Raw genomic sequence first — 20326 nt, 5'->3', positions numbered from 1 at the left:
GACGCAGGCTACGCGATCCGCTGTGGGCGTACGTGGTGCGGGAACTTCGCCGGGTTCCGGCACGCTTGCATACAGTGGCAGGACTGGCAGAAAAACCGCGGTTCGAGACGGCTTCCGCGAGTGAGTGACGCGAGCGAAGGGACGTACATGCCCATGGGTCACACGACCACGGCCGAGACAGGCTCCGGAGGCCTGACAGCGACCGAGCACCGCTTGGCCAACGGTCTGCGCGTGGTGCTCTCCGAGGACCACCTGACCCCGGTCGCGGCGGTCTGCCTCTGGTACGACGTCGGTTCCCGGCACGAAGTCAAGGGACGTACCGGCCTGGCTCACCTTTTCGAGCACTTGATGTTCCAGGGCTCCGCCCAGGTGAAGGGCAACGGCCACTTCGAGCTCGTACAGGGCGCCGGCGGCTCGCTCAACGGCACCACCAGCTTCGAGCGCACCAACTACTTCGAGACCATGCCCGCCCACCAGCTGGAGCTCGCCCTCTGGCTGGAGGCCGACCGTATGGGCTCGCTGCTCGCCGCCCTCGACGACGAGTCGATGGAGAACCAGCGGGACGTCGTCAAGAACGAGCGCCGCCAGCGCTACGACAACGTCCCCTACGGCACCGCCTTCGAGAAGCTCACCGCGCTCGCCTACCCGGAGGGCCACCCCTACCACCACACGCCGATCGGCTCGATGGCGGACCTGGACGCGGCCACCCTGGAGGACGCGCGGGCGTTCTTCCGTACCTACTACGCGCCCAACAACGCGGTGCTCTCGGTGGTCGGCGACATCGACCCCCAGGAGACCCTCGCCTGGATCGAGAAGTACTTCGGCTCCATCCAGGCGCACGACGGCAAGCCCGCCCCGCGTGACGGCTCGCTGCCCGACATCATGGGCGAGCAGCTGCGCGAGGTCGTCGTGGAGGAGGTGCCCGCGCGCGCGTTGATGGCCGCCTACCGGCTCCCGGAGGACGGCACGCGCGCCTCCGACGCGGCCGACCTGGCTCTCACCGTCCTCGGCGGCGGCGAGTCCTCGCGTCTGTACAACCGCCTCGTACGGCGCGACCGTACGGCCGTCGCCGCCGGCTTCGGGCTGCTGCGCCTGGCCGGTGCGCCCTCCCTGGGCTGGCTGGACGTGAAGACCTCCGGTGACGTCGAGGTCCCGGTCATCGAGGCCGCCATCGACGAGGAGCTGGCCCGCTTCGCGGAGGAGGGCCCCACGCCCGAGGAGATGGAACGCGCCCAGGCCCAGTTGGAGCGCGAGTGGCTGGACCGGCTGGGCACCGTCGCCGGCCGCGCCGACGAACTGTGCCGGTTCGCCGTCCTGTTCGGCGACCCGCAGCTTGCCCTGACCGCCGTCCAGCGCGTCCTCACGGTGACCCCGGAGGAGGTCCAGGAGGTCGCCAAGGCCCGCCTGCGGCCCGAGAACCGCGCGGTGCTCGTCTATGAGCCCAAGTCCCCCGAGACGGTCGAGGACGCCGACGTACCCGAGGACCCCGAGGCCGAGGCCACGGTCGAAGCCGGCGACAACAACGAGGAGGCGGCGAAGTGAGCGAGCTCGCCACCATGGACTTCCACCCGCAGCCCCAGGCCGGCGAGGCCCGGCCCTGGGCCTTCCCGGCCCCCGAGCGCTCCACCCTGGACAACGGGCTCACCGTGCTGCGCTGCCACCGCCCCGGACAGCAGGTCGTCGCCGTGGAGGTGCTCCTGGACGCACCCCTGGACGCCGAGCCGGCCGGCCTGGACGGCGTCGCCACGATCATGGCGCGCGCCTTCTCCGAGGGCACCGACAAGCACTCCGCCGAGGAGTACGCCGCCGAGCTGGAGCGGGCCGGCGCCACCCTCGACGCGCACGCCGACCACCCGGGCGTCCGGCTCAGCCTGGAGGTCCCGGCCTCCCGTCTGGGCAAGGGCCTCGGGCTGCTCTCCGACGCGCTCCGGGCACCCGCCTTCGCCGACAGCGAGGTCGAGCGGCTGGTCCGCAACCGCCTCGACGAGATCCCGCACGAGCTGGCCAACCCCAGCCGCCGGGCCGCCAAGCAGCTCTACAAGGAGCTCTTCCCGTCGGCCGCGCGGATGTCCCGGCCGCGCCAGGGCACCGAGGACACCGTCGAGAAGATCGACGCGGCCGCCGTACGCGCCTTCTACGACCGGCATGTGCGGCCCGCCACCGCCACCGCGGTCGTCGTCGGCGACCTGACCGGCATCGACCTGGACGAACTGCTCGGCGAGACCCTGGGCGCCTGGCGCGGCACGGCCGCCCAGCCCCGGCCGGTGCCCCCGGTCACCGCGGACGACACCGGCCGTGTCGTCATCGTGGACCGCCCCGGGGCCGTCCAGACGCAGCTGCTCATCGGCCGCGTCGGCGCCGACCGGCACGACCGCGTCTGGCCCGCCCAGGTGCTCGGCACCTACTGCCTGGGCGGCACCCTCACCTCCCGCCTGGACCGCGTCCTGCGCGAGGAGAAGGGCTACACCTACGGCGTCCGTGCCTTCGGGCAGGTGCTGCGCTCCGCCCCCGACGGCAGCGGCGCCTCGATGCTCGCCATCAGCGGCTCCGTGGACACCCCGAACACCGGCCCGGCGCTCCAGGACCTGTGGACGGTGCTGCGCACCCTCGCCTCCGGGGGCCTCACGGACGCCGAGCGTGACGTCGCCGTGCAGAACCTGGTCGGCGTGGCGCCGCTCAAGTACGAGACGGCGGCGGCCGTCGCCGGCACCCTGGCCGACCAGGTCGAGCAGCATCTGCCGGACGACTTCCAGGCCACCCTCTACCGGCAACTGGCCGCCACCGGCACCGTGGAGGCCACCGCGGCGGTCGTGAGCGCCTTCCCGGTCGACCACCTGGTGACGGTCCTGGTCGGCGACGCGGCGCAGATCAAGGAGCCCGTCGAGGCCCTCGGCATCGGCGAAGTGACGGTCGTCGCCGCGGAGTAGCGGGACGCGTGCGCCCGGAGCCCTGGTGACCCTCGGGTCACCGGGGCTCTGAAATGTCCGAATTGGGGCGGAGGTTGCCTGTCTGCCCTGTGGGATGCGCGACAAAAACCGCGATCCGTTTGAGGATTGCGAGGACGCCCTCATAGGTTCTTCCGGACTGTCCGCCAGGCACCGAGCCGCGCCCGCGGCACCGGACAGTCATCGCCGAGTCCCCGTACGGCGCGAGCCAGGGGAGCCGGGGACCCATGCAGTCCCTGGGGTGAATCGGACGCCCGCGCGAGCCGCGAGGGCGCCCGTAGGAGACCTTCCTGCTCCGAACCCGTCAGCTAACCCGGTAGGCGAGAGGGAAGGAAAGGACCAGCCTCTACATGGCGTTCATGTGCGCCTCCGGGAAGCACCGTCGTCCCGGCCGGGTGAAGCGCACCACCGCGCAGGCCGCCGGTATCGCGGCCCTCACCACCACAGGTGTCATCGGCACCGTCTCGGCAGCCCCGGCGCTCGCCGCGGAGAACTCGGTCGAGCAGACCGGCCTCACTCCGGTGATCACGGTCAGCGACTCGGTCGCCGAGCAGATCGACGCCCAGGCCGCCGCGCAGACGGCGGCCGCCGAGCGCAAGGCGGCCGAGGAGGCCGCGCGCAAGAAGGCGGCGGCCAAGGCCAAGAAGGAGCGCGAGGCCGAGGTGCGTGCCGCGCGGGAGGCCGAGCGCAAGCGTCTCAACGCCTTCGTCGCGCCGATCTCCGACTCGTACGTCTCCACCGGCTACCGGACCGGCGGCTCCCTGTGGTCCTCCGGCGCCCACACCGGCATCGACTTCCACGCCGCCACCGGCACGGTGGTGCACGCGGTCGGTACCGGCACGGTCGTCTCCACCGGATGGGGCGGCTCGTACGGCAACCAGATCGTCATCAAGATGGCCGACGGCATGTACACCCAGTACGGCCACCTGTCGTCGATAGGAGTCTCGGTGGGGCAGAAGGTCACCCCGGGCGAGCGGATCGGCCTCTCCGGCGCGACCGGCAACGTGACCGGCCCGCACCTCCACTTCGAGGCCCGCACGACCCCGGAGTACGGCTCGGACGTCGACCCGGTCTCCTACCTCCGCAAGCACGGTGTCGACGTCTGACCCGAACGCGGCGACGACCGTGTGACGTCACGCGGCGAGTGTGCCGAAGCCCCGGCTCCCGAGCCGGGGCTTTCGTCGTTTTCGTGAACCCGATGTCCAAAAAATATGCATGGATTCAGGGCCGCCGTCGGAAATTCCCGCTCATTGCAATAGAGTCACGGAACGGACGCCACTCGGCGGCGTTTCACGGGGATTAAGGCGGAGGTCGGACATGCGTATTCCGGCGCACTCGGTATGCACGGCGATCCGGGACGACATCGTCGCGGGTGTCTACGAGCGCGGCAGCCGGCTCACCGAGGAACTCCTGGCCCGCCGCTACGGTGTCTCGCGCGTCCCCGTCCGCGAGGCCCTGCGCACCCTGGAGGCCGAGGGCTTCGTCGTGACGCGCCGGCACGCGGGCGCGTGCGTGGCGGAACCGACCGAGCAGGAGGCCGCCGACCTGCTGGAGATGCGCCTGCTCCTGGAGCCGCTCGGCGCATCCCGGGCCGCCCAGCGCCGTACCGAGGCCCACCTCAAGGTGCTCCGCGGACTGGTCAGGCTGGGCCAGGAACGCGCCCGCAGGGGTGGCAGCGAGGACCTGCGCTCCCTGGGCGGCTGGTTCCACGAGACGCTCGCCCAGGCCACCGGCAGCCACGCCCTGACCTCGACGCTCACCCAGCTGCGGCACAAGATCGCCTGGATGTACGTCGTCGACTCACCCGCCAACCCCGTGGAGTCCTGGGCCGAGCACGGCGCCATCGTGGACGCGGTGACACGCGGCGACGGCGAACGCGCGCGGGCGATCACCGCGCTGCACGCCGAGCGGTCCACGGTCTCCCACCGGCCGCGCTTTTCCGGCGGCACGGACCGGGCGGCCGGTGTGAGGACTTCGCAACATCCCGTAAACATGTCGGGCCTGCGGCATTAACACGGGCGCCGTATACAAAGAGATGTTATTCGGTGGAGCAGTATTTCCGACGCCCTCGGCCGGACTCCGCCGCCTTTATTTCGCGCGCGCCCGGAATTTCCGGAGCGTGTCATCGCCGTGCCCGGCGGGGAATTAACCGCGCCCGGTGCGCGGCCGGGTTCCGCATAAACGCCCCGTTCGCAAAAGGTGGCCGAGGCGGCTCGGTTTCCCGCCGCGCGGCGGGAACGGCGAGGCCGCGCCGCCCTGGCGGGGGCGGCGCGGCCTCGTTCGTGCGGGTGCGGTGACGCTCAGACGGTCTCGGGGAGCTCCTCGAGACCTTCGCCGACCAGCTTGGCCAGGCGCTCGAGCGCGGCGTCCGCGCCCTCGGCGTCGGAGGCGAGGACGATCTCCTCGCCGCCCTGGGCACCCAGGCCCAGGACAGCCAGCATGGAGGCCGCGTTGACGGGGTCGCCCCCGGCCTTGGCGATCGTCACCGGGACGCCTGTGGCCGTGGCGGCTCGGACGAAGATGGAAGCGGGGCGGGCGTGGAGGCCCTCGGCCCAGCCGACGTTGACGCGGCGCTCAGCCATGTGATGCTGCCCTTCGGTGTTCAGGGTTGTCTAGACCAGTTTCCCATATCGTGAAGCATGCCCGGAGCGGACGTGAGTCCCCGCGGGTGTGTCGTCGGACCGCGGCCTCGGTCCGGCTTCCGTCCTCCACAGACTGCCTCGCGCCACTGTCGGACGCGAGCCGTACTCTGGGGCCCATGCAGACCCCGGCGGACCGACACGACCGGCACGCGTACCCCTCCCACTGGGAGGCGGACGTCGTGCTGCGCGACGGTGGTACCGCGCGCGTCCGGCCCATCACCGTCGATGACGCCGGCCGCCTGGTCAGCTTCTACGAGCAGGTCTCGGACGAGTCGAAGTACTACCGCTTCTTCGCGCCCTACCCCAGGCTCTCCGCCAAGGACGTCCACCGCTTCACGCACCACGACTTCGTGGACAGGGTGGGACTCGCGGCCACCATCGGCGGCGAGTTCATCGCAACCGTACGCTATGACCGCATTGGCGCCGACGGGATGCCCGCCTCCGCGCCCGCCGACGAGGCGGAGGTCGCCTTCCTCGTCCAGGACGCCCATCAGGGCCGGGGCGTCGCCTCCGCCCTCCTGGAGCACATCGCGGCCGTCGCGCGGGAGCGCGGCATCCGCCGGTTCGCCGCCGAGGTGCTGCCCGCCAACAGCAAGATGATCAAGGTGTTCACGGACGCCGGGTACACCCAGCAGCGCAGCTTCGAGGACGGCGTGGTCCGCCTGGAGTTCGACCTGGAGCCCACGGACCGCTCCGTCGCCGTCCAACGCGCGCGCGAGCAGCGGGCGGAGGCCCGTTCGGTACGGCGCCTGCTGACCCCCGGTTCCGTGGCCGTGATCGGCGTCGGCCGGGCGCCCGGCGGCGTCGGCCGCAGCGTCCTCGGCAACCTCCGGGACGCCGGCTTCACCGGCCGCCTGCACGCCGTGAACCAGGCCTTCCCCGACGATCTCAAGGAGGTCGACGGGGTACCCGCGCACCGCTCCGTGCGCGACATCGACGGACCGGTCGACCTGGCCGTGGTCGCCGTACCCGCCGAGCAGGTCCCGGACGTCGTCACCGACTGCGGTGAACACGGCGTCCAGGGGCTCGTCGTGCTGGCCGCCGGATACGCGGAGAGCGGCCCGGACGGCCGTGAACGCCAGCGCGAACTCGTCCGGCACGCGCGCACGTACGGCATGCGGATCATCGGGCCGAACGCCTTCGGAATCATCAACACCGCCGCCGACGTCCGGCTGAACGCCTCGCTCGCCCCCGAGATGCCCCGCCCCGGCCGCATCGGCCTCTTCGCCCAGTCGGGTGCCATCGGGATCGCCCTGCTGTCCCGGCTGCACCGACGCGGCGGCGGCGTCACCGGCACCACGGGCGTGTCGACCTTCGTCTCGGCCGGCAACCGCGCGGACGTCTCCGGCAACGACGTCCTTCAGTACTGGTACGACGACGCCGAGACCGATGTCGTCCTCATGTACCTGGAGTCCATCGGCAACCCGCGCAAGTTCACCCGCCTCTCGCGGCGCACGGCGGCGGCGAAGCCGCTGGTCGTGGTGCAGAGCGCCGGTTCGGCGCCGCAGGGGCACGCGGTACGGGCCACCCGGCTGCCGCACGCCACGGTGTCCGCGCTGCTCCGGCAGGCCGGGGTGATCCGCGTAGACACGATCACGGAGCTGGTCGACGCGGGGCTGCTGCTCGCCCGGCAGCCGCTGCCGGCCGGGCCCCGGGTGGCGATCCTCGGGAACTCCGAGTCGCTGGGGCTGCTGACCTACGACCGGTGCCTGGCGGAGGGGCTGCGGCCCGCGCCGCCGCTGGACCTGACGACCACGGCGACCCCCGCCGACTTCCACCGGGCGCTGGCGGAGGCGCTGGCCGACGAGTCGTGCGACGCGGTGGTCGTCACCGCCATCCCGACGATCGGTGAGGGGGCGGTCGGGGACGGTGAACTGGCGGAGGCCCTGCGGTCGGCGGCCGAGGGGGCGCACGGGAAGCCGGTCCTGGTCGTGCACGTGGAGCTCGGGGGGCTGGCGGAGGCGCTTTCGGCCGCGGGCCGCACCGCACCGCAGGCACCTGTCATGGCACCCGGCGCCTCCGGCGGCACCCACCGGTTGCGCCCCGCACCGACGCAGACGGCGGCCCGGACGCCGTCCGCGGGAGCCGGCCGGACACCGCCCGCCGCCGTCACCGAGACCGCCCGGCCGCGTGCCCCGCACTCCTGCTCCCGGCTGATTCCCGCCTACCCCGCCGCCGAGCGTGCCGTGCGGGCGCTCGCCGAAGCCGTGAAGTACGCGCAGTGGCGGCGGGAGGCCACCGATCCCGGCAAGGTGCCCGAGTACGACGACATCGACGAGAGGGGAGCCGCCGGACTGATCGGCACGCTGCTGGAGCGCGGGGAGGGACTCACCCTCGGGACCGAGGAGACCTGCGCGCTCCTCGGCAAGTACGGCGTCGCCGTGCACCGGGCCCTGCCGGCCCGCACTCCGGAGGCCGCCGCCCGGGCCGCCGCCGACCTCGGCTACCCGGTCGCCCTCAAGGCCACCGCCCCGCACCTGCGGCACCGCGCCGACCTGGGCGGAGTACGGCTCGACCTGGCGGACGAGGAGCAACTGCGCCGGGCGTACACCGAGTTGACCGAGCTGTTCGGGTCGCCGGCGGAACTGCGCCCGGTGGTGCAGCGGATGGCCCCCCGGGGCGTCGACACCGTCGTACGGGCCGTGATCGACCCGGCGGCCGGGGCCGTGCTCTCCTTCGGGCTGGCCGGAGCCGCCTCACAGCTGCTCGGGGACACGGCCCACCGGCTGGTCCCGGTGACGGACCGGGACGCGACCTCGCTGGTGCGGTCGATCCGGACCGCACCCCTGCTGTTCGGCTGGCGGGGCTCGGCCCCCGTCGACACGCCCGCCCTGGAGGAGCTGCTGCTGCGCGTATCCAGACTGGTCGACGACCATCCCGAGGTGGTCGCGGTCACCCTGGAACCGGTCGTGGTCGCCCGGCACGGCGTCAGCGTGCTCGGTGCCACCGTCCGCCTGGCGCCCCCGCCCGCCCGCGACGACCTGGGCCCGCGCACCCTGCCGGCCTACTGACCGCTCGAACCCCGCTCCGTGGTGGCTTCGCACCAGGGTGCGCCGACTGGCCCGGACCCCCCTTGCCCACGGATTAGGATGGACGCCATGGCCAAGACCAGTACGACGACCCAGGGGCTGCGCGTCGCGATCGAGCGCAGCGGCTACTACCCGGCCCTCGTGGCCGAGGCGGTGGAGGCCGCCGTGGGCGGTGAGCCGATCCGGTCGTATCTGGTCCACCAGGAGACGACGTTCGACCAGAACGAGGTGCGGCGCCATGTGACCGTGCTCGTCCTCACCGGGAACCGCTTCATCGTCAGCCACACCGACGAGCAGGCCGCCGACACCACCTCCCCGACGCCGTACGCCACCACCTCCACCGAGTCGGTCAAGCTCGGCCGGATCTCGTCGGTCGTGGTCAGCCGGGTGGTGGCCAACCCGGAGCAGTACACGCCGGGCACCCTGCCCCGCGAGATCGTGCTGACCATCGGCTGGGGCGCCGTCTCCCGCATCGACCTGGAGCCCGCGGCCTGCGGCGACCCCAACTGCGAGGCCGACCACGGCTACACGGGCAGCTCCACGGCGGACGACCTGAGCCTGCGCGTCAGCGAGGCGGGGGACGGCCCGGAGACGGTGCGCCAGGCGCTCGCCTTCGCCCAGGCCATCTCCGAGGCGACCGCGGACGTCGCGCACTGATGGCGTACGCCGCCTGGGATCACCCGGAACCGCTGGCCCTCGGCTCCGCACCGCTGCCCGAGTACGGCAGTGGTTCCCTCGCCGACCTGCTGCCCACCCTGGCCGCCGGCATGGCCGTACCCGGAATGACCGCGTCGATCACGGAACTGACCGCGGCCGACCGCAACTGCGTCTTCCTGGTCGACGGTCTGGGCTGGGAGCAGCTGCTGGCCCACCCGGACGAGGCGCCCTTCCTGGCCTCGCTGCTCGGCAGTTCACGCGGCGGCACCGGGCGGCCGATCACCGCCGGCTACCCGGCGACCACCGCCACCTCCCTCGCCTCCGTCGGCACCGGCCTGCCGCCCGGAGCGCACGGCCTGCCCGGCTACACCGTCCGCAACCCGGCCACGGACGAGCTGATGAACCAGCTGCGCTGGCAGCCGTGGACCGACCCGGCCGCCTGGCAGCCGTACCCCACCGTCTTCCAGCTCGCCGCCGACGCCGGTGTGCACTCCGCCCAGGTGTCCTCCCCGCACTTCGAACACACCCCGCTCACCAAGGTCGCGCTGAGCGGCGGAACGTTTCACGGGCGGCTCACCGGCGAGGAGCGGATGGACTTCGCGGCGGAGCAACTGGCCGCCGCCGACCGCTCGCTCGTGTACACGTACTACGCCGAACTGGACGGCGCCGGGCACCGCTACGGCGTCGACTCCGACACCTGGCGCGGCCAGCTGATGCACGTGGACCGGCTGGTGCAGCGGCTCGCCGAGCAGCTCCCGGCCCGCAGCGCGCTGTACGTCACCGCCGACCACGGCATGCTCGACGTGCCGTTCGACGAGCAGCACCGCATCGACTTCGACGAGGACTGGGAGCTGCGGGCCGGCGTCGCCCTGCTCGGCGGCGAGGGCCGGGCACGGCACGTGTACGCGGTCCCCGGCGCCGCGAACGACGTCCTGACCTGCTGGCGCGAGGTACTCGGCGAGCAGTTCTGGGTGGCCTCCCGGGACGAGGCGATCGCGGCCGGCTGGTTCGGCCCGCCGGACCGGTTCGACGAACGGGTGTACGGGCGGATCGGCGACGTCGTCGCCGCCGCGCACGACGACGTCCTGATCATCGCCTCCGAGCGGGAGCCCAAGGAGTCGGCGATGGTCGGCAACCACGGTTCGATGACCCCCGTCGAGCAGCTCGTCCCACTGCTCGAAGTACGCTCCTAGCGACCCTTGCTCCCACCACCCGAAAGGTGCTCAACCTCCCATGCCCGAGCTGGTCTTCTTCTCCGGAACGATGGACTGCGGGAAGTCGACGCTGGCTCTGCAGATCGAGCACAACCGGTCGGCCCGCGGTCTCGTCGGCATGATATTCAGCCGTGACGACCGCGCCGGCCACGGCAAGCTGTCCTCCCGCCTCGGCCTGGTCACCGACGCCGTGGAGGTCGAGGACGGCCAGGACCTGTACTCCTACCTGGTCGACCACCTCTCGCAGGGCGGTCGCGCGGACTACGTCATCGCCGACGAGGCACAGTTCCTGGTGCCGGAGCAGATCGACCAGCTCGCGCGCGTGGTGGACGATCTGGGCCTGGACGTCTACGCGTTCGGCATCACCACCGACTTCCGCTCCAAGCTGTTCCCCGGCTCCCAGCGGCTGGTGGAACTTTCCGACCGGGTCGAGGTGCTCCAGGTGGAGGCCCTGTGCTGGTGCGGCGCCCGGGCCACGCACAACGCCCGCACCGTCGGCGGCGAGATGGTCGTCGAGGGCGCCCAGGTGGTGGTGGGCGATGTCAACGAGTCGGCCGGGAAGGTCGGTTACGAGGTGCTGTGCCGCCGCCACCACCGGCGCCGGATGACCGCCACGTCGGCCCGCGCGGCGGCCCTCTCCCCGGACGTCCTGCCCGTCACCACCTGATTCAGCGCGGGTTCTCGATCACCGAGAAGACCGCGCCCTCCGGGTCGGCCACCGTGCCGACCCGGCCGTGTGCGCTGTCCCGGGCCGGCTTCAGCACCTGCCCGCCCAGCTCGGCGACCTCGCGCAGGGTCGTGTCCGCGTTTGCCACCTCGAAGTACGTCAGCCAGTGCGGCCCCCGGTCCCGGGGCAGCGAGAGGCCGACCCCGTGGATGCCGGCCACCGGGCGGCCCTCGACGTGCAGGGTCACGTAGTCGAAGTCGGCGGACACCACGGGCTCCTCCGCGTAACCGAAGACCGCCCGGTAGAACTTGGCGACGCTCGCGGTCTCGAAGGTGAGCAGCTCGTTCCAGGCGGGCGTGCCGGGGACACCGGTGACGGCCGTGCCGAGGTGGGCGGAGGCCTGCCAGATGCCGAAGACCGCGCCCGCCGGGTCGGAGCCGATGGCCATCCGCCCGGCCTCTGCCGCGTCCAGCGGGCCGACGCCCACCGTGCCGCCGCACAGCCGGGCCGTCTCGGCCGTCAGGTCCACGTCCGCCGAGGCGAAGTACGGCGTCCAGGCGATCGGCAGCCGGCGATCCGGCGGCAGCTGCCCGATGCCCGCGACCTCCTGTCCGTCGAGCAGCGCCCGGACGTAGGGGCCGAGCTGTTGCGGCCCGGGCTGGAACTCCCAGCCGAACAGGGCCTCGTAGAACTCCTCGGTCGCGGTCAAGCCGTGCACCATCAGACTCACCCAGCAGGGGGTGCCGGGCGTGCGCAGAACGTGTGTACCGCCGTTCGGGCCGGCCGATCCCCGTACCTCGGTCATCGTCACTCTCTCCCCGGCCCCTCGCGGTGGCCGTGTCGCTTCCGCTCTCCGGACCGGCTGGGCCGCAGCCGCGGGCACGCCCCGTGCCAATGCTCGCACCCTCCGTGGCGGCCCACGGCCAGGCAGCGGCGGCCCTCGCCGCGAGGATGTCTGGTCTGCCGTTTCTCGCCCGTTTCCGGCTGATTGCTGCCGGGTGTCCATCGGCCGTACAGCATGTGCCCGATCCCGCACGCCCGGTGATCGAGCCCGTCCGGCCGAGCACAGTAGTCGTACCTGGACGATGCGGCCACCCCTGACGTAAGGATGGGGTCATGGAAGCCATCATCACCGCAAGCGAACTCGCCGACGACCTGGCCGGCCCCAATCCGCCCGTCCTGCTGGACGTGCGCTGGCAGCTGACCACGCAGGGCGGCGCGGCCTTCGACGGCCGGGCCGAGTACACCGCCGGGCACCTGCCGGGCGCCCGCTACGTGGACCTCGACGCGGAACTGGCCGCCGCGCCCGGCGAGCGCGGCCGGCATCCCCTGCCCGACCTGGCCGTCTTCGGAGCCGCGATGCGCCGTGCGGGTGTGTCCGCGGACCGGCCGGTGGTCGTCTACGACGGCGGGCACGGCTGGGCGGCGGCGCGCGCCTGGTGGCTGCTGCGCTGGACGGGTCACCCGGACGTGCGGGTCCTGGACGGCGGGTTGCCGTCCTGGGGCGGTGCTCTCTCGGCTGACGCGGTGGAAGAGGCCGAGGGTGACTTCGAACCCGCGCCCGGTGCGCTGGAGTTGCTCGACGCGGACGGGGCGGCCGCGCTGGCCCGCACGGGTGTGCTGCTCGACGCCCGCGCGGGGGAGCGGTACCGGGGAGAGGTGGAGCCGATCGACCGGATCGGCGGCCACATCCCGGGCGCGGTCTCCGCGCCGACCTCCGAGAACGTCGGCCCGGACGGCCGTTTCCTGCCCGCCGGGGAGCTGAGTGACCGTTTCAAGGCGCTGGGCGCCTCCGAGGCGGCCCCGGTGGGCGTCTACTGCGGCTCGGGTGTCTCGGCCGCGCACGAGGTACTGGCGCTGGCCGTGGCGGGCATTCCGGCGGCGCTGTACGTCGGTTCGTGGTCGGAGTGGTCCGCGGACCCGTCCCGTCCGGTCGCGGTCGGCCCCGACCCGCAGTAGCGGGAGCCGAAGAGGGGGGCACGCGCGCGTGCCCCCCTCTTCGTACGGTCGTACGGGTCCTGCTACTCCTGCTTCTTGCGCCGCGTCCCGAAGACGATCTCGTCCCAGCTCGGCACCGCGGCCCGGCGGCCGGGGCGGACGCCGTCGGCCTCGGCCTGACGGTCGGTGGCGCCGATCAGCCGGTCGCGGTGGCTGCCGACGGAGCGGGGCATGAGGACGTCCGCGTAGGCGGAGCCGGCCGAGGCCGCGGGGGCCGGCGGCTCCTCCGCCGCCGGTTCCGGTGCGGGCGGCTCCTCCGGGACGGCCTCGGCGGGGCGCTCCGGGACCACCATGTCGCCCCGGAAGCTGGGCACCGCCTCCAGCAGGCTGGTCAGCGAGTCCCGCTCGCCGGCCGTCTCCTCGACCGGTTCGGACGACTGTGCGGGCAGGCTCGGCCGGTCCCGGTCGCCGGTACGGTCCAGCGGGCGGTCGCGCGGCAGCCGCGCGATCCGCGGAACGAACGGAAAGCTGGGTTCCGGTACGGCGAGGTCGTCGGACTCGCCGATCAGCGAGCGTGCCTCGTCGTCGACGGCCTGCACGAGCCGCCGGGGCGGGTCGTAGGTCCAGCTCGCCGAGTGGGGTTCGCTCGCGACCCGGTAGACGAGGAGGACCTCCCAGGTGCCGTCGTCGCGCCGCCAGGAGTCCCACTGCACGGTGTCCTTGTCGGCGCCGCGCAGCACCAGCCGCTCCTGCACTGCCTCGCCGAGCAGGGGACCGGAGTTCTCGCCCGGCCGGCGGACCGGCGTCTTGCGGGCTCGTTCGGCCATGAAGGCGCGCTCGGCCAGTACCGGACCCTCGAAGCGCCGCACCCGGTCGACGGGGATCCCGGCGAGCTGGGCGACCTCTTCCGCGGTCGCGCCCGCCCGTATCCGCGCCTGGATGTCTCGGGGCCGGAGATGGCTCTCGACCTCGATCTCGATCTGGCCGAGCCGGGGCCGGTCGCCGCGCACGGCGGCACGGAGCCGTTCGTCGATCGGAAGCGTGTACTCCGTAGAGTCGGCAGCCTTGAGCACCAGTCGTGTGCCGTCATTGGAGACGGCCACGACACGCAGTTCGGGCATGGGGACCTCCCGGGTGGTGCCTGCCGACGTCACGTGCGTCGCTGCTTCCGCTAGTCGAGTGTGGCCTGCCCGGGTGCAGCCTGCCACAACCTTGCCGAGTTGCCCGGCGTGTCGGGCACGGGCCCGGGTACGCCGTTATGGCACGGTTACCTATTCGCAACGCTAAGTGACCAACTCCGTCACCCTGTGCAACTAGCCCCCTCCCGGCGGTCCCGTAAGGCCGCGGACGCCCTGGCGGGAGACCGGACCCAGGGCTCGCAACAGTACTCCATTCGGGCCACGTGCGTGGATTGGCGCGCCGCCCAACTTCTGGCAACGAGCCTTCCCCGGCCGCCGATTGCCCATTCCGGGGCGATCTTGAACGTGGCGTACTTCACGCATTCCGTAGAAACGGAACTAATGGTTTCGTCCGTACGTCCCTTTCTCGTGCGGTTGGTCGAACAAGTACGGGAAGGGCAGGCAAGGTTGGGGAATGCGTGAAAGGCCCGGTTCCGGCGACCGGACGAGTGCGGGAGAGGGGGTGACGGGGCGTCCGAGGCGGATCGACCTCAGCGTGCCCCAGGTCGCGGGCAGCGCGGTGGCCGCGGTGGTGGCCGCCGAACTCGCGTCCTGCGCCGGGGTGTAGGGCACGATCCTCGGCGCCGGCGTCGTCAGTGTGATCGCCACCTGTGACGGCACGCTGTTCCAGCACTTCCTCAAGCGCACCGGGGAACAGCTGCGCGACGCGACGGTGACTCCCCGGCCCCGGGTGCAAGGGTCCCCGGCGCCCGGCGAGTTCACCGAGGGCACCGTCCACCGGGCCCGGGTGCGGAGCCGGCGCCGCCCGGTGGTCGCGGTGGCCATGGCCGGCGTCACGACCTGTGAACTGGTCCTGAACGGCAGCTTCAGTGGCGGTTCCGCCACGACGGTCAGCGGCGCCGTCACCGGCGGCACCGCGCCCGAGAAGTCCTCTGAGCCCTCTGAGCCCTCGGGCCGGTCGGGCTCTTCCGGCCCGAACTCCGGTGACGGGACGGCCACTTCGCCCACTCCGACGCCGTCCTCCTCCCCGGATCCGGCCCGGACGCCCGCGAGCGGGGGTGCCGCGGCGCCGGCACCGTCCGCGACCGCGTCCTCGGCTACTGGCCCAGAACCCTCCGCAGATAGTCGTTCTGGAACAGCCGGTCCGGATCGAGCCGATCCCGCAGCGCGGTGAACTCGCCGAACCTCGGGTAGGCCTTGGCGAAGTACTCCGCGTCCCTGGTGTGCACCTTGCCCCAGTGCGGGCGGCCCTCGTGCGCGGTGAAGATGCGCTCGGCGGCGGTGAAGTACGCCTGGTACGGCGTGCCCCGGAACATGTGGACCGCCACGTAGGCGCTGTCCCGGGCGGAGGCGGTGGACAGGGCGATGTCGTCGGCCGGAGCGGTGCGGACCTCGACCGGGAAGTTGACCCTGAGGCCGGAGCGGTCGACCATCGCCTTCAGTTCCCGCACCGTGTCCACCAGGGCCTCGCGCGGCACGGCGTACTCCATCTCCACGAAACGCACCCGGCGCGGGGAGGTGAAGACCTTGTAGGGAATGTCCGTGTACGTCCGTGCGGACAGCGCCGTGCTGGAGATGCGGGCGACCGTCGGGACCACGGCGGGCACCGCCCGGCCGAGCAACTGCACCCCGTGGAAGAGGCCGTTGGAGAGGAACTCGTCCTCGAACCAGCCGGCCAGCCGACCCACGGGCCGCGCCGGGTCCGCGCTGCGGTTGTTGCGCTTGGTGTTGGTGTTGCCGGTGTGCGGGAACCAGTAGAACTCGAAGTGCTCGTTCTCGGACCAGAGCTGGTCGAACTCGGCGAGGACGCGGTCCAGGGGCATCGGTTCCTCGCGCGCGCTGAGCAGGAAGAGCGGCTCCACGGCGAGGGTGATCGCGGTGACGATCCCGAGCGCGCCGAGGCCGATCCGCGCGGCCGCGAAGACCGCGCGCTCCTCCTCGGTGCCGTCCGCGGAGCAGGTGAGCACCGAGCCGTCGGCGGTGACCAGTTCGAGTGCCCTGATCTGGGCGGCGAGCGAGGCGGACTCGCGGCCCGTGCCATGGGTGCCGGTACTGGTGGCCCCGGAGACCGTCTGCTCCATGATGTCGCCCATGTTGGTCAGCGACAGGCCCTCGCGGGCCAGGGCCATGTTGAGTCTCCTGAGCGGGGTGCCGGCCTCGACCGTGACGGTCATGGCCTTGCGGTCGATGCCGCGGATCCCGGCCAGCAGCTGAGGGCGGACCGAGAGGCCGTCGGTCGCGGCGATCGAGGTGAAGGAGTGGCCGCTGCCGACCGCCTTCACCTTCAGGCCGTCCTCGGCGGCCTGCCGTACCGCCGCCGCCAGTTCGTCCACGGAGGCGGGAGTGATCTCCCGCGCGGGGCTGACCGTGACGGTCCCTCCCCAGTTACGCCACGTGCCGCTCTTCCCGCTCGCTGTACTGCTCAACGGTGCCTCCCCGACCCGTGACCGGCCTGTTGAGCCGGCGGTAACCGAGGAAACCGACCGCGACCGCGACGGCCCCGGACACGGCCGGAACCCCGTACCCGGTGCGGGCTCCGGCAGCGTCGATCACCCAGCCGGCGACCGAGGAGCCGAGCGCCACCCCGACCGCGAGGCCGGTACTCACCCAGGTCATCCCCTCGGTGAGCTTCGCGCGAGGTACGTGCTTTTCGATGAGGGACATCGTCGTGATCATCGTCGGTGCGATGGACAGGCCCGCAACGAACAGCGCCACGGCCAGAAGCGGCAGGTTTCCGACCAGTAGGAGGGGGATCATACTCACGGCCATCGCACATATGCCCAGCAGCCACCTGCGTTCCGGCTTCCCCGCGAACCGCATCAGACCGAAGACCGCGCCGGCGAGACAGGAGCCGGCCGCGTACAGCGCGAGGACCACGCTCGCGGCGCCCTTGTGGCCGCGTTCGTCGGCGAAGGCGACGGTCACCACGTCCACCGCGCCGAAGATCGCTCCGGTGGCCACGAAGGTCGCCACCAGCACCTGGAGACCGGGCGCGCGCAGCGCCGAACCGCGGGTGTGGTGCTCGCGCGGGTGCGGCGCGGGCTCGGTGGCGCGCTGGGCGGTCAGCCAGAAGACGCCGGCGGCCAGGAAGCAGGCGGCCAGCAGCGGCCCCGCCTCGGGGAACCAGACCGTGGACAGGCCGATGGAGACGATCGGCCCGATGATGAAGCAGACCTCGTCGACGACCGACTCGAACGAGTAGGCGGTGTGCAGCTGCGGGGTGCCCCGGTAGAGGGCGGCCCAGCGGGCCCGGATCATCGCGCCCAGGCTCGGCACCGCGCCGATCCCGGCGGCGCAGACGAACAGCACCCAGTCGGGCCACCCGAAGCGCGCGGCGAGGAGCAGCCCGGCCGCCGCCGTGAGCGCGAGGAGGGTCGCGGGACGCAGCACCCGGCGCTGGCCGTGCTGGTCGACCAGCCGGGAGACCTGCGGGCCGACCGCGGCGGCGGACAGCGCGATGGTGGCCGAGAGCGCGCCGGCGAGCCCGTACCGCCCGTTGATCTGGGAGATCATCGTGACCACGCCGATGCCCATCATGGACAGCGGCATCCGGCCGACGAAGCCCGCGGCGGAGAAGCCCTTGGTGCCGGGAACGGCGAAGAGGGCGCGGTAGGGGCTGGGCACGAGGGTCTCCGACGGGGCTGAGTAAGGCGTGACTGCGGTGTGTACAGCTTACGAGCGAGGGGACCCGGATGCACCTGGCCTGCGCTGGGGATAAACCTCCCGAATCCGACTCTTAATGCTCCTGTTTCCGGCCGGTCAGTGACGGGTGACAGGATCGGACACATGTCAGACGCGCTCGATGCCACCCCCTACGACGCCCTGCTCCTGCTCTCCTTCGGCGGCCCGGAAGGCCCGGACGACGTGGTCCCGTTCCTGGAGAACGTGACGCGCGGGCGCGGTATCCCGAAGGAACGTCTCAAGGAGGTCGGGCAGCACTACTTCCTCTTCGGCGGGGTCAGCCCGATCAACGACCAGAACCGCGCCCTGCTGGAGGCTCTGCGCAAGGACTTCGCCGAGCACGGCCTGGACCTGCCGATCTACTGGGGCAACCGGAACTGGGCGCCGTATCTGACGGACACCCTGCGCGAGATGGTCGCCGACGGGCGCCGCCGCGTCCTGGTCCTCGCCACCAGCGCCTACGCCTCCTACTCGGGCTGCCGGCAGTACCGCGAGAACCTCGCGGACTCCCTGGCCGAGCTGGCGGCCGAGGGCCTCGAACCGCCGAGGGTCGACAAGCTGCGGCACTACTTCAACCATCCCGGCTTCCTCGACCCGATGATCGACGGGGTGCTCCAGTGCCTCGCCGATCTCCCCGAGGACGTCCGCGCGGGTGCCCACATCGCCTTCACCACGCACTCCATCCCGACCGCGAGCGCCGACACCTCGGGACCGGCCGAGTCCCACGGGGAGGGCGGCGCCTACGTCGAGGAGCACCTGGACGTGGCGCAGCTGATCGCCGACGCGGTCCGCGAGCGCACCGGTGTCGACCACCCCTGGCGGCTCGTCTACCAGTCCCGCTCGGGCGCCCCGCACATCCCGTGGCTGGAGCCCGACATCTGCGACCACCTGGAGACGCTGCACGGCGCCGGGGCCCCCGCCGTCGTGATGGCCCCGATCGGCTTCGTCTCCGACCACATGGAGGTCCTCTACGACCTCGACACGGAGGCCACGGCCAAGGCCGAGGAGCTGGGTCTGCCGGTACGGCGGTCCGCGACCGTCGGGGACGACCCGCGGTTCGCCGCCGCGGTCCGGGACATGGTCCTGGAGCGCGCGGGCGTGGAGAACGGGCAGGAGGTCACGCCGTGCGCGCTGGGCGCGCTGGGCGCGAGCCACCACCTGTGCCCGGTCGGCTGCTGCCCGTCCCGCACCCCCCGCCCGGCCGCGGCTGGCGCCGACAGCCCGTACGCGTGAGGAGCCCCGTGACCGACGCCCTGCACTCCGAACTGCTCAGGCTCGCCCGGGAGGCGGCCGCCCGCGCGGGCGAGCTGCTCCGGGACGGCCGCCCGGCCGACCTCGCCGTGGCCCGGACCAAGTCCAGCCCGATCGACGTCGTGACCGAGATGGACATCGCGGCGGAGAAACTGATCACCGACCTGATCTCCGGCCACCGCCCCGACGACGGCTTCCTCGGCGAGGAAGGCGCGTCGGCCGAGGGCACGAGCGGGATCCGCTGGGTGATCGACCCGCTCGACGGCACCGTCAACTACCTGTACGGGCTGCCGACCTGGGGGGTCTCCATCGCGGCCGAGCAGGACGGCGAGACCGTGGCGGGGGTCGTCGCGGCACCGATGCGCGGCGAGACGTACCACGCGGTACGGGGCGGCGGGGCCTGGGCGACCGGGGCGTGGGAGGGCGAGCGGAAGCTGCGCTGCCGCCCGGCGCCGCCGCTGGACCAGGCACTGGTGTCGACCGGCTTCAACTACGTGACCGAGGTCCGCACCCACCAGGCCGAGGTCGCCGCCCGGCTGATCCCGCTGCTCCGCGACGTACGCCGGAGCGGGTCGGCGGCGGTCGACCTGTGCGATGTGGCCTGCGGCCGGCTGGACGGGTACTTCGAGCGCGGACTGAACGCGTGGGACTGGGGCGCGGGCGACCTGATCGCGCGGGAGGCGGGCGCGTCGACCGGTGGCCGCCCCGGAGAGCGCCCGTCCCGGGATCTGACGATCGCCGGCACCCCGGGTGTCTTCGAGCCGCTCCAGCGGTTGCTGGAGGACTTCGGCGCCTGGCACGACTGAGCCCCGGACGCCGGGCGTGGGGGACCGGTTTTCTTCTGGTGCGGATGAGTCGAACGTCGTTGCGGTGGGTAGGGGCCACGGCATGAGCGGGGCCCCGGCGCTGGATTCGCCGGGGCCCTGCTCCTGTGCCGGTGAGCTGCTGCTGCGGGACTGTCAGACGCTGGTCACGCCGACTTCCACGCCGTGTTCGGCGGCGAGGCGGCGCAGGTCGTCGAGCTCGGCCTGCTCCACTTCGACAAGGAAGTCGTCGCCCTCGTCACGAGCCCGGGTGATGTCGGACTCGGTCGCCTTTATGCGCTGCAGAAGTCCTGTGGTGAATGCGTCCATGCTGCGCCCCCTCGTCCTGGGTCGTGGGTC

The 20326-nt window shown here is 72.5% G+C and carries 17 protein-coding genes and 1 riboswitch; of the genes, 11 read left to right on the top strand and 6 right to left on the bottom strand.

Annotation, left to right across the window (positions count from 1 at the left end):
• The first annotated feature begins 147 nt into the window (after positions 1-147).
• From ACFXI4_RS21020 to ACFXI4_RS21005, 4 genes are all read left to right on the top strand, one after another.
• Positions 148-1542 carry a pitrilysin family protein gene (locus ACFXI4_RS21020; protein WP_362725140.1) on the top strand — a complete coding sequence of 465 codons (1395 nt, stop codon included), beginning with the start codon at positions 148-150 and terminating at the stop codon, positions 1540-1542.
• Positions 1539-2927: a M16 family metallopeptidase gene (locus ACFXI4_RS21015; protein WP_384992997.1), complete on the top strand. Its 1389-nt coding sequence runs from the start codon at positions 1539-1541 to the stop codon at positions 2925-2927. Before ACFXI4_RS21020 ends, ACFXI4_RS21015 begins: the two co-directional genes overlap by 4 nt.
• A gap of 192 nt (positions 2928-3119) precedes the next feature.
• A riboswitch (cyclic di-AMP (ydaO/yuaA leader) is annotated at positions 3120-3283 on the top strand.
• A 12-nt stretch (positions 3284-3295) separates the two neighbouring features.
• Complete coding sequence (locus ACFXI4_RS21010; RefSeq protein ID WP_384992995.1) at positions 3296-4051, top strand: M23 family metallopeptidase; 756 nt, start codon at positions 3296-3298, stop codon at positions 4049-4051.
• Positions 4052-4262: 211 nt separating this feature from the next.
• Positions 4263-4958, top strand: coding sequence for a GntR family transcriptional regulator (locus ACFXI4_RS21005; RefSeq protein ID WP_384992992.1), 696 nt, complete (start codon positions 4263-4265; stop codon positions 4956-4958).
• 287 nt (positions 4959-5245) lie between these two features.
• On the opposite strand, the gene ACFXI4_RS21000 is transcribed toward ACFXI4_RS21005, so the two are convergent.
• Entirely contained in the window at positions 5246-5527 is a 282-nt protein-coding gene (locus ACFXI4_RS21000; protein ID WP_351326770.1) for an HPr family phosphocarrier protein, read from the bottom strand.
• 176 nt (positions 5528-5703) lie between these two features.
• On the opposite strand from ACFXI4_RS21000, the gene ACFXI4_RS20995 reads away from it, so the two are divergent.
• From ACFXI4_RS20995 to ACFXI4_RS20980, 4 genes are all read left to right on the top strand, one after another.
• Positions 5704-8598 carry a GNAT family N-acetyltransferase gene (locus tag ACFXI4_RS20995; RefSeq protein ID WP_384992990.1) on the top strand — a complete coding sequence of 965 codons (2895 nt, stop codon included), beginning with the start codon at positions 5704-5706 and terminating at the stop codon, positions 8596-8598.
• Positions 8599-8685: 87 nt separating this feature from the next.
• A complete protein-coding gene (locus ACFXI4_RS20990; RefSeq protein ID WP_362728005.1) occupies positions 8686-9273 on the top strand; it encodes a DUF5998 family protein in 588 nt (195 codons plus the stop codon).
• Complete coding sequence (locus ACFXI4_RS20985; RefSeq protein WP_384992986.1) at positions 9273-10466, top strand: alkaline phosphatase family protein; 1194 nt, start codon at positions 9273-9275, stop codon at positions 10464-10466. The genes ACFXI4_RS20990 and ACFXI4_RS20985 overlap by 1 nt, the downstream gene beginning before the upstream one ends.
• Before the next feature lie 40 nt (positions 10467-10506).
• On the top strand, positions 10507-11154 hold the full coding sequence (locus tag ACFXI4_RS20980) for a thymidine kinase (protein WP_384992983.1): 648 nt from the start codon (positions 10507-10509) through the stop codon (positions 11152-11154).
• 1 nt (position 11155) lies between these two features.
• On the opposite strand, the gene ACFXI4_RS20975 is transcribed toward ACFXI4_RS20980, so the two are convergent.
• Complete coding sequence (locus ACFXI4_RS20975) at positions 11156-11959, bottom strand: VOC family protein (RefSeq protein WP_384992981.1); 804 nt, start codon at positions 11957-11959, stop codon at positions 11156-11158.
• 311 nt (positions 11960-12270) lie between these two features.
• Here ACFXI4_RS20975 and ACFXI4_RS20970 point away from each other — a divergent pair, with 311 nt between their 5' ends.
• A complete protein-coding gene (locus ACFXI4_RS20970) occupies positions 12271-13113 on the top strand; it encodes a sulfurtransferase (RefSeq protein ID WP_384992978.1) in 843 nt (280 codons plus the stop codon).
• A gap of 62 nt (positions 13114-13175) precedes the next feature.
• Here ACFXI4_RS20970 and sepH read toward each other — a convergent pair whose 3' ends face one another.
• The 3 genes from sepH to ACFXI4_RS20955 all read right to left on the bottom strand — a co-directional run bounded on the left by sepH (position 13176) and on the right by ACFXI4_RS20955 (position 17855).
• The gene (gene sepH, locus ACFXI4_RS20965; protein WP_384992976.1) at positions 13176-14213 is read right to left on the bottom strand and encodes a septation protein SepH; all 1038 of its coding nucleotides are present in this window, start codon (positions 14211-14213) and stop codon (positions 13176-13178) included.
• Between the two features lie 1115 nt (positions 14214-15328).
• Positions 15329-16657: a D-arabinono-1,4-lactone oxidase gene (locus tag ACFXI4_RS20960; protein WP_384992973.1), complete on the bottom strand. Its 1329-nt coding sequence runs from the start codon at positions 16655-16657 to the stop codon at positions 15329-15331.
• Positions 16617-17855 carry an MFS transporter gene (locus ACFXI4_RS20955; protein WP_384992971.1) on the bottom strand — a complete coding sequence of 413 codons (1239 nt, stop codon included), beginning with the start codon at positions 17853-17855 and terminating at the stop codon, positions 16617-16619. The genes ACFXI4_RS20960 and ACFXI4_RS20955 overlap by 41 nt, the downstream gene beginning before the upstream one ends.
• Before the next feature lie 162 nt (positions 17856-18017).
• Between ACFXI4_RS20955 and ACFXI4_RS20950 the strand changes: the two genes are divergently transcribed.
• Together ACFXI4_RS20950 and ACFXI4_RS20945 are read left to right on the top strand one after the other, a co-directional pair.
• Positions 18018-19145 carry a ferrochelatase gene (locus tag ACFXI4_RS20950; RefSeq protein WP_384992969.1) on the top strand — a complete coding sequence of 376 codons (1128 nt, stop codon included), beginning with the start codon at positions 18018-18020 and terminating at the stop codon, positions 19143-19145.
• Between the two features lie 8 nt (positions 19146-19153).
• Positions 19154-19969, top strand: coding sequence for an inositol monophosphatase family protein (locus ACFXI4_RS20945; protein ID WP_384992967.1), 816 nt, complete (start codon positions 19154-19156; stop codon positions 19967-19969).
• A 153-nt stretch (positions 19970-20122) separates the two neighbouring features.
• Here the strand turns inward: ACFXI4_RS20945 and ACFXI4_RS20940 are convergent, their stop codons facing one another.
• Positions 20123-20296, bottom strand: a complete 174-nt coding sequence (locus ACFXI4_RS20940) for a hypothetical protein (protein WP_362728889.1) — start codon at positions 20294-20296, stop codon at positions 20123-20125.
• Between the last annotated feature and the right edge of the window lie 30 nt (positions 20297-20326).

It is taken from the genome of Streptomyces sp. NPDC059224 (assembly GCF_042754285.1).
Taxonomy (GTDB): Bacteria; Actinomycetota; Actinomycetes; order Streptomycetales; family Streptomycetaceae; genus Streptomyces.
Note: the sequence above shows the minus strand (reverse complement) of the source record. Positions and strands in the feature narration are given on the sequence as shown.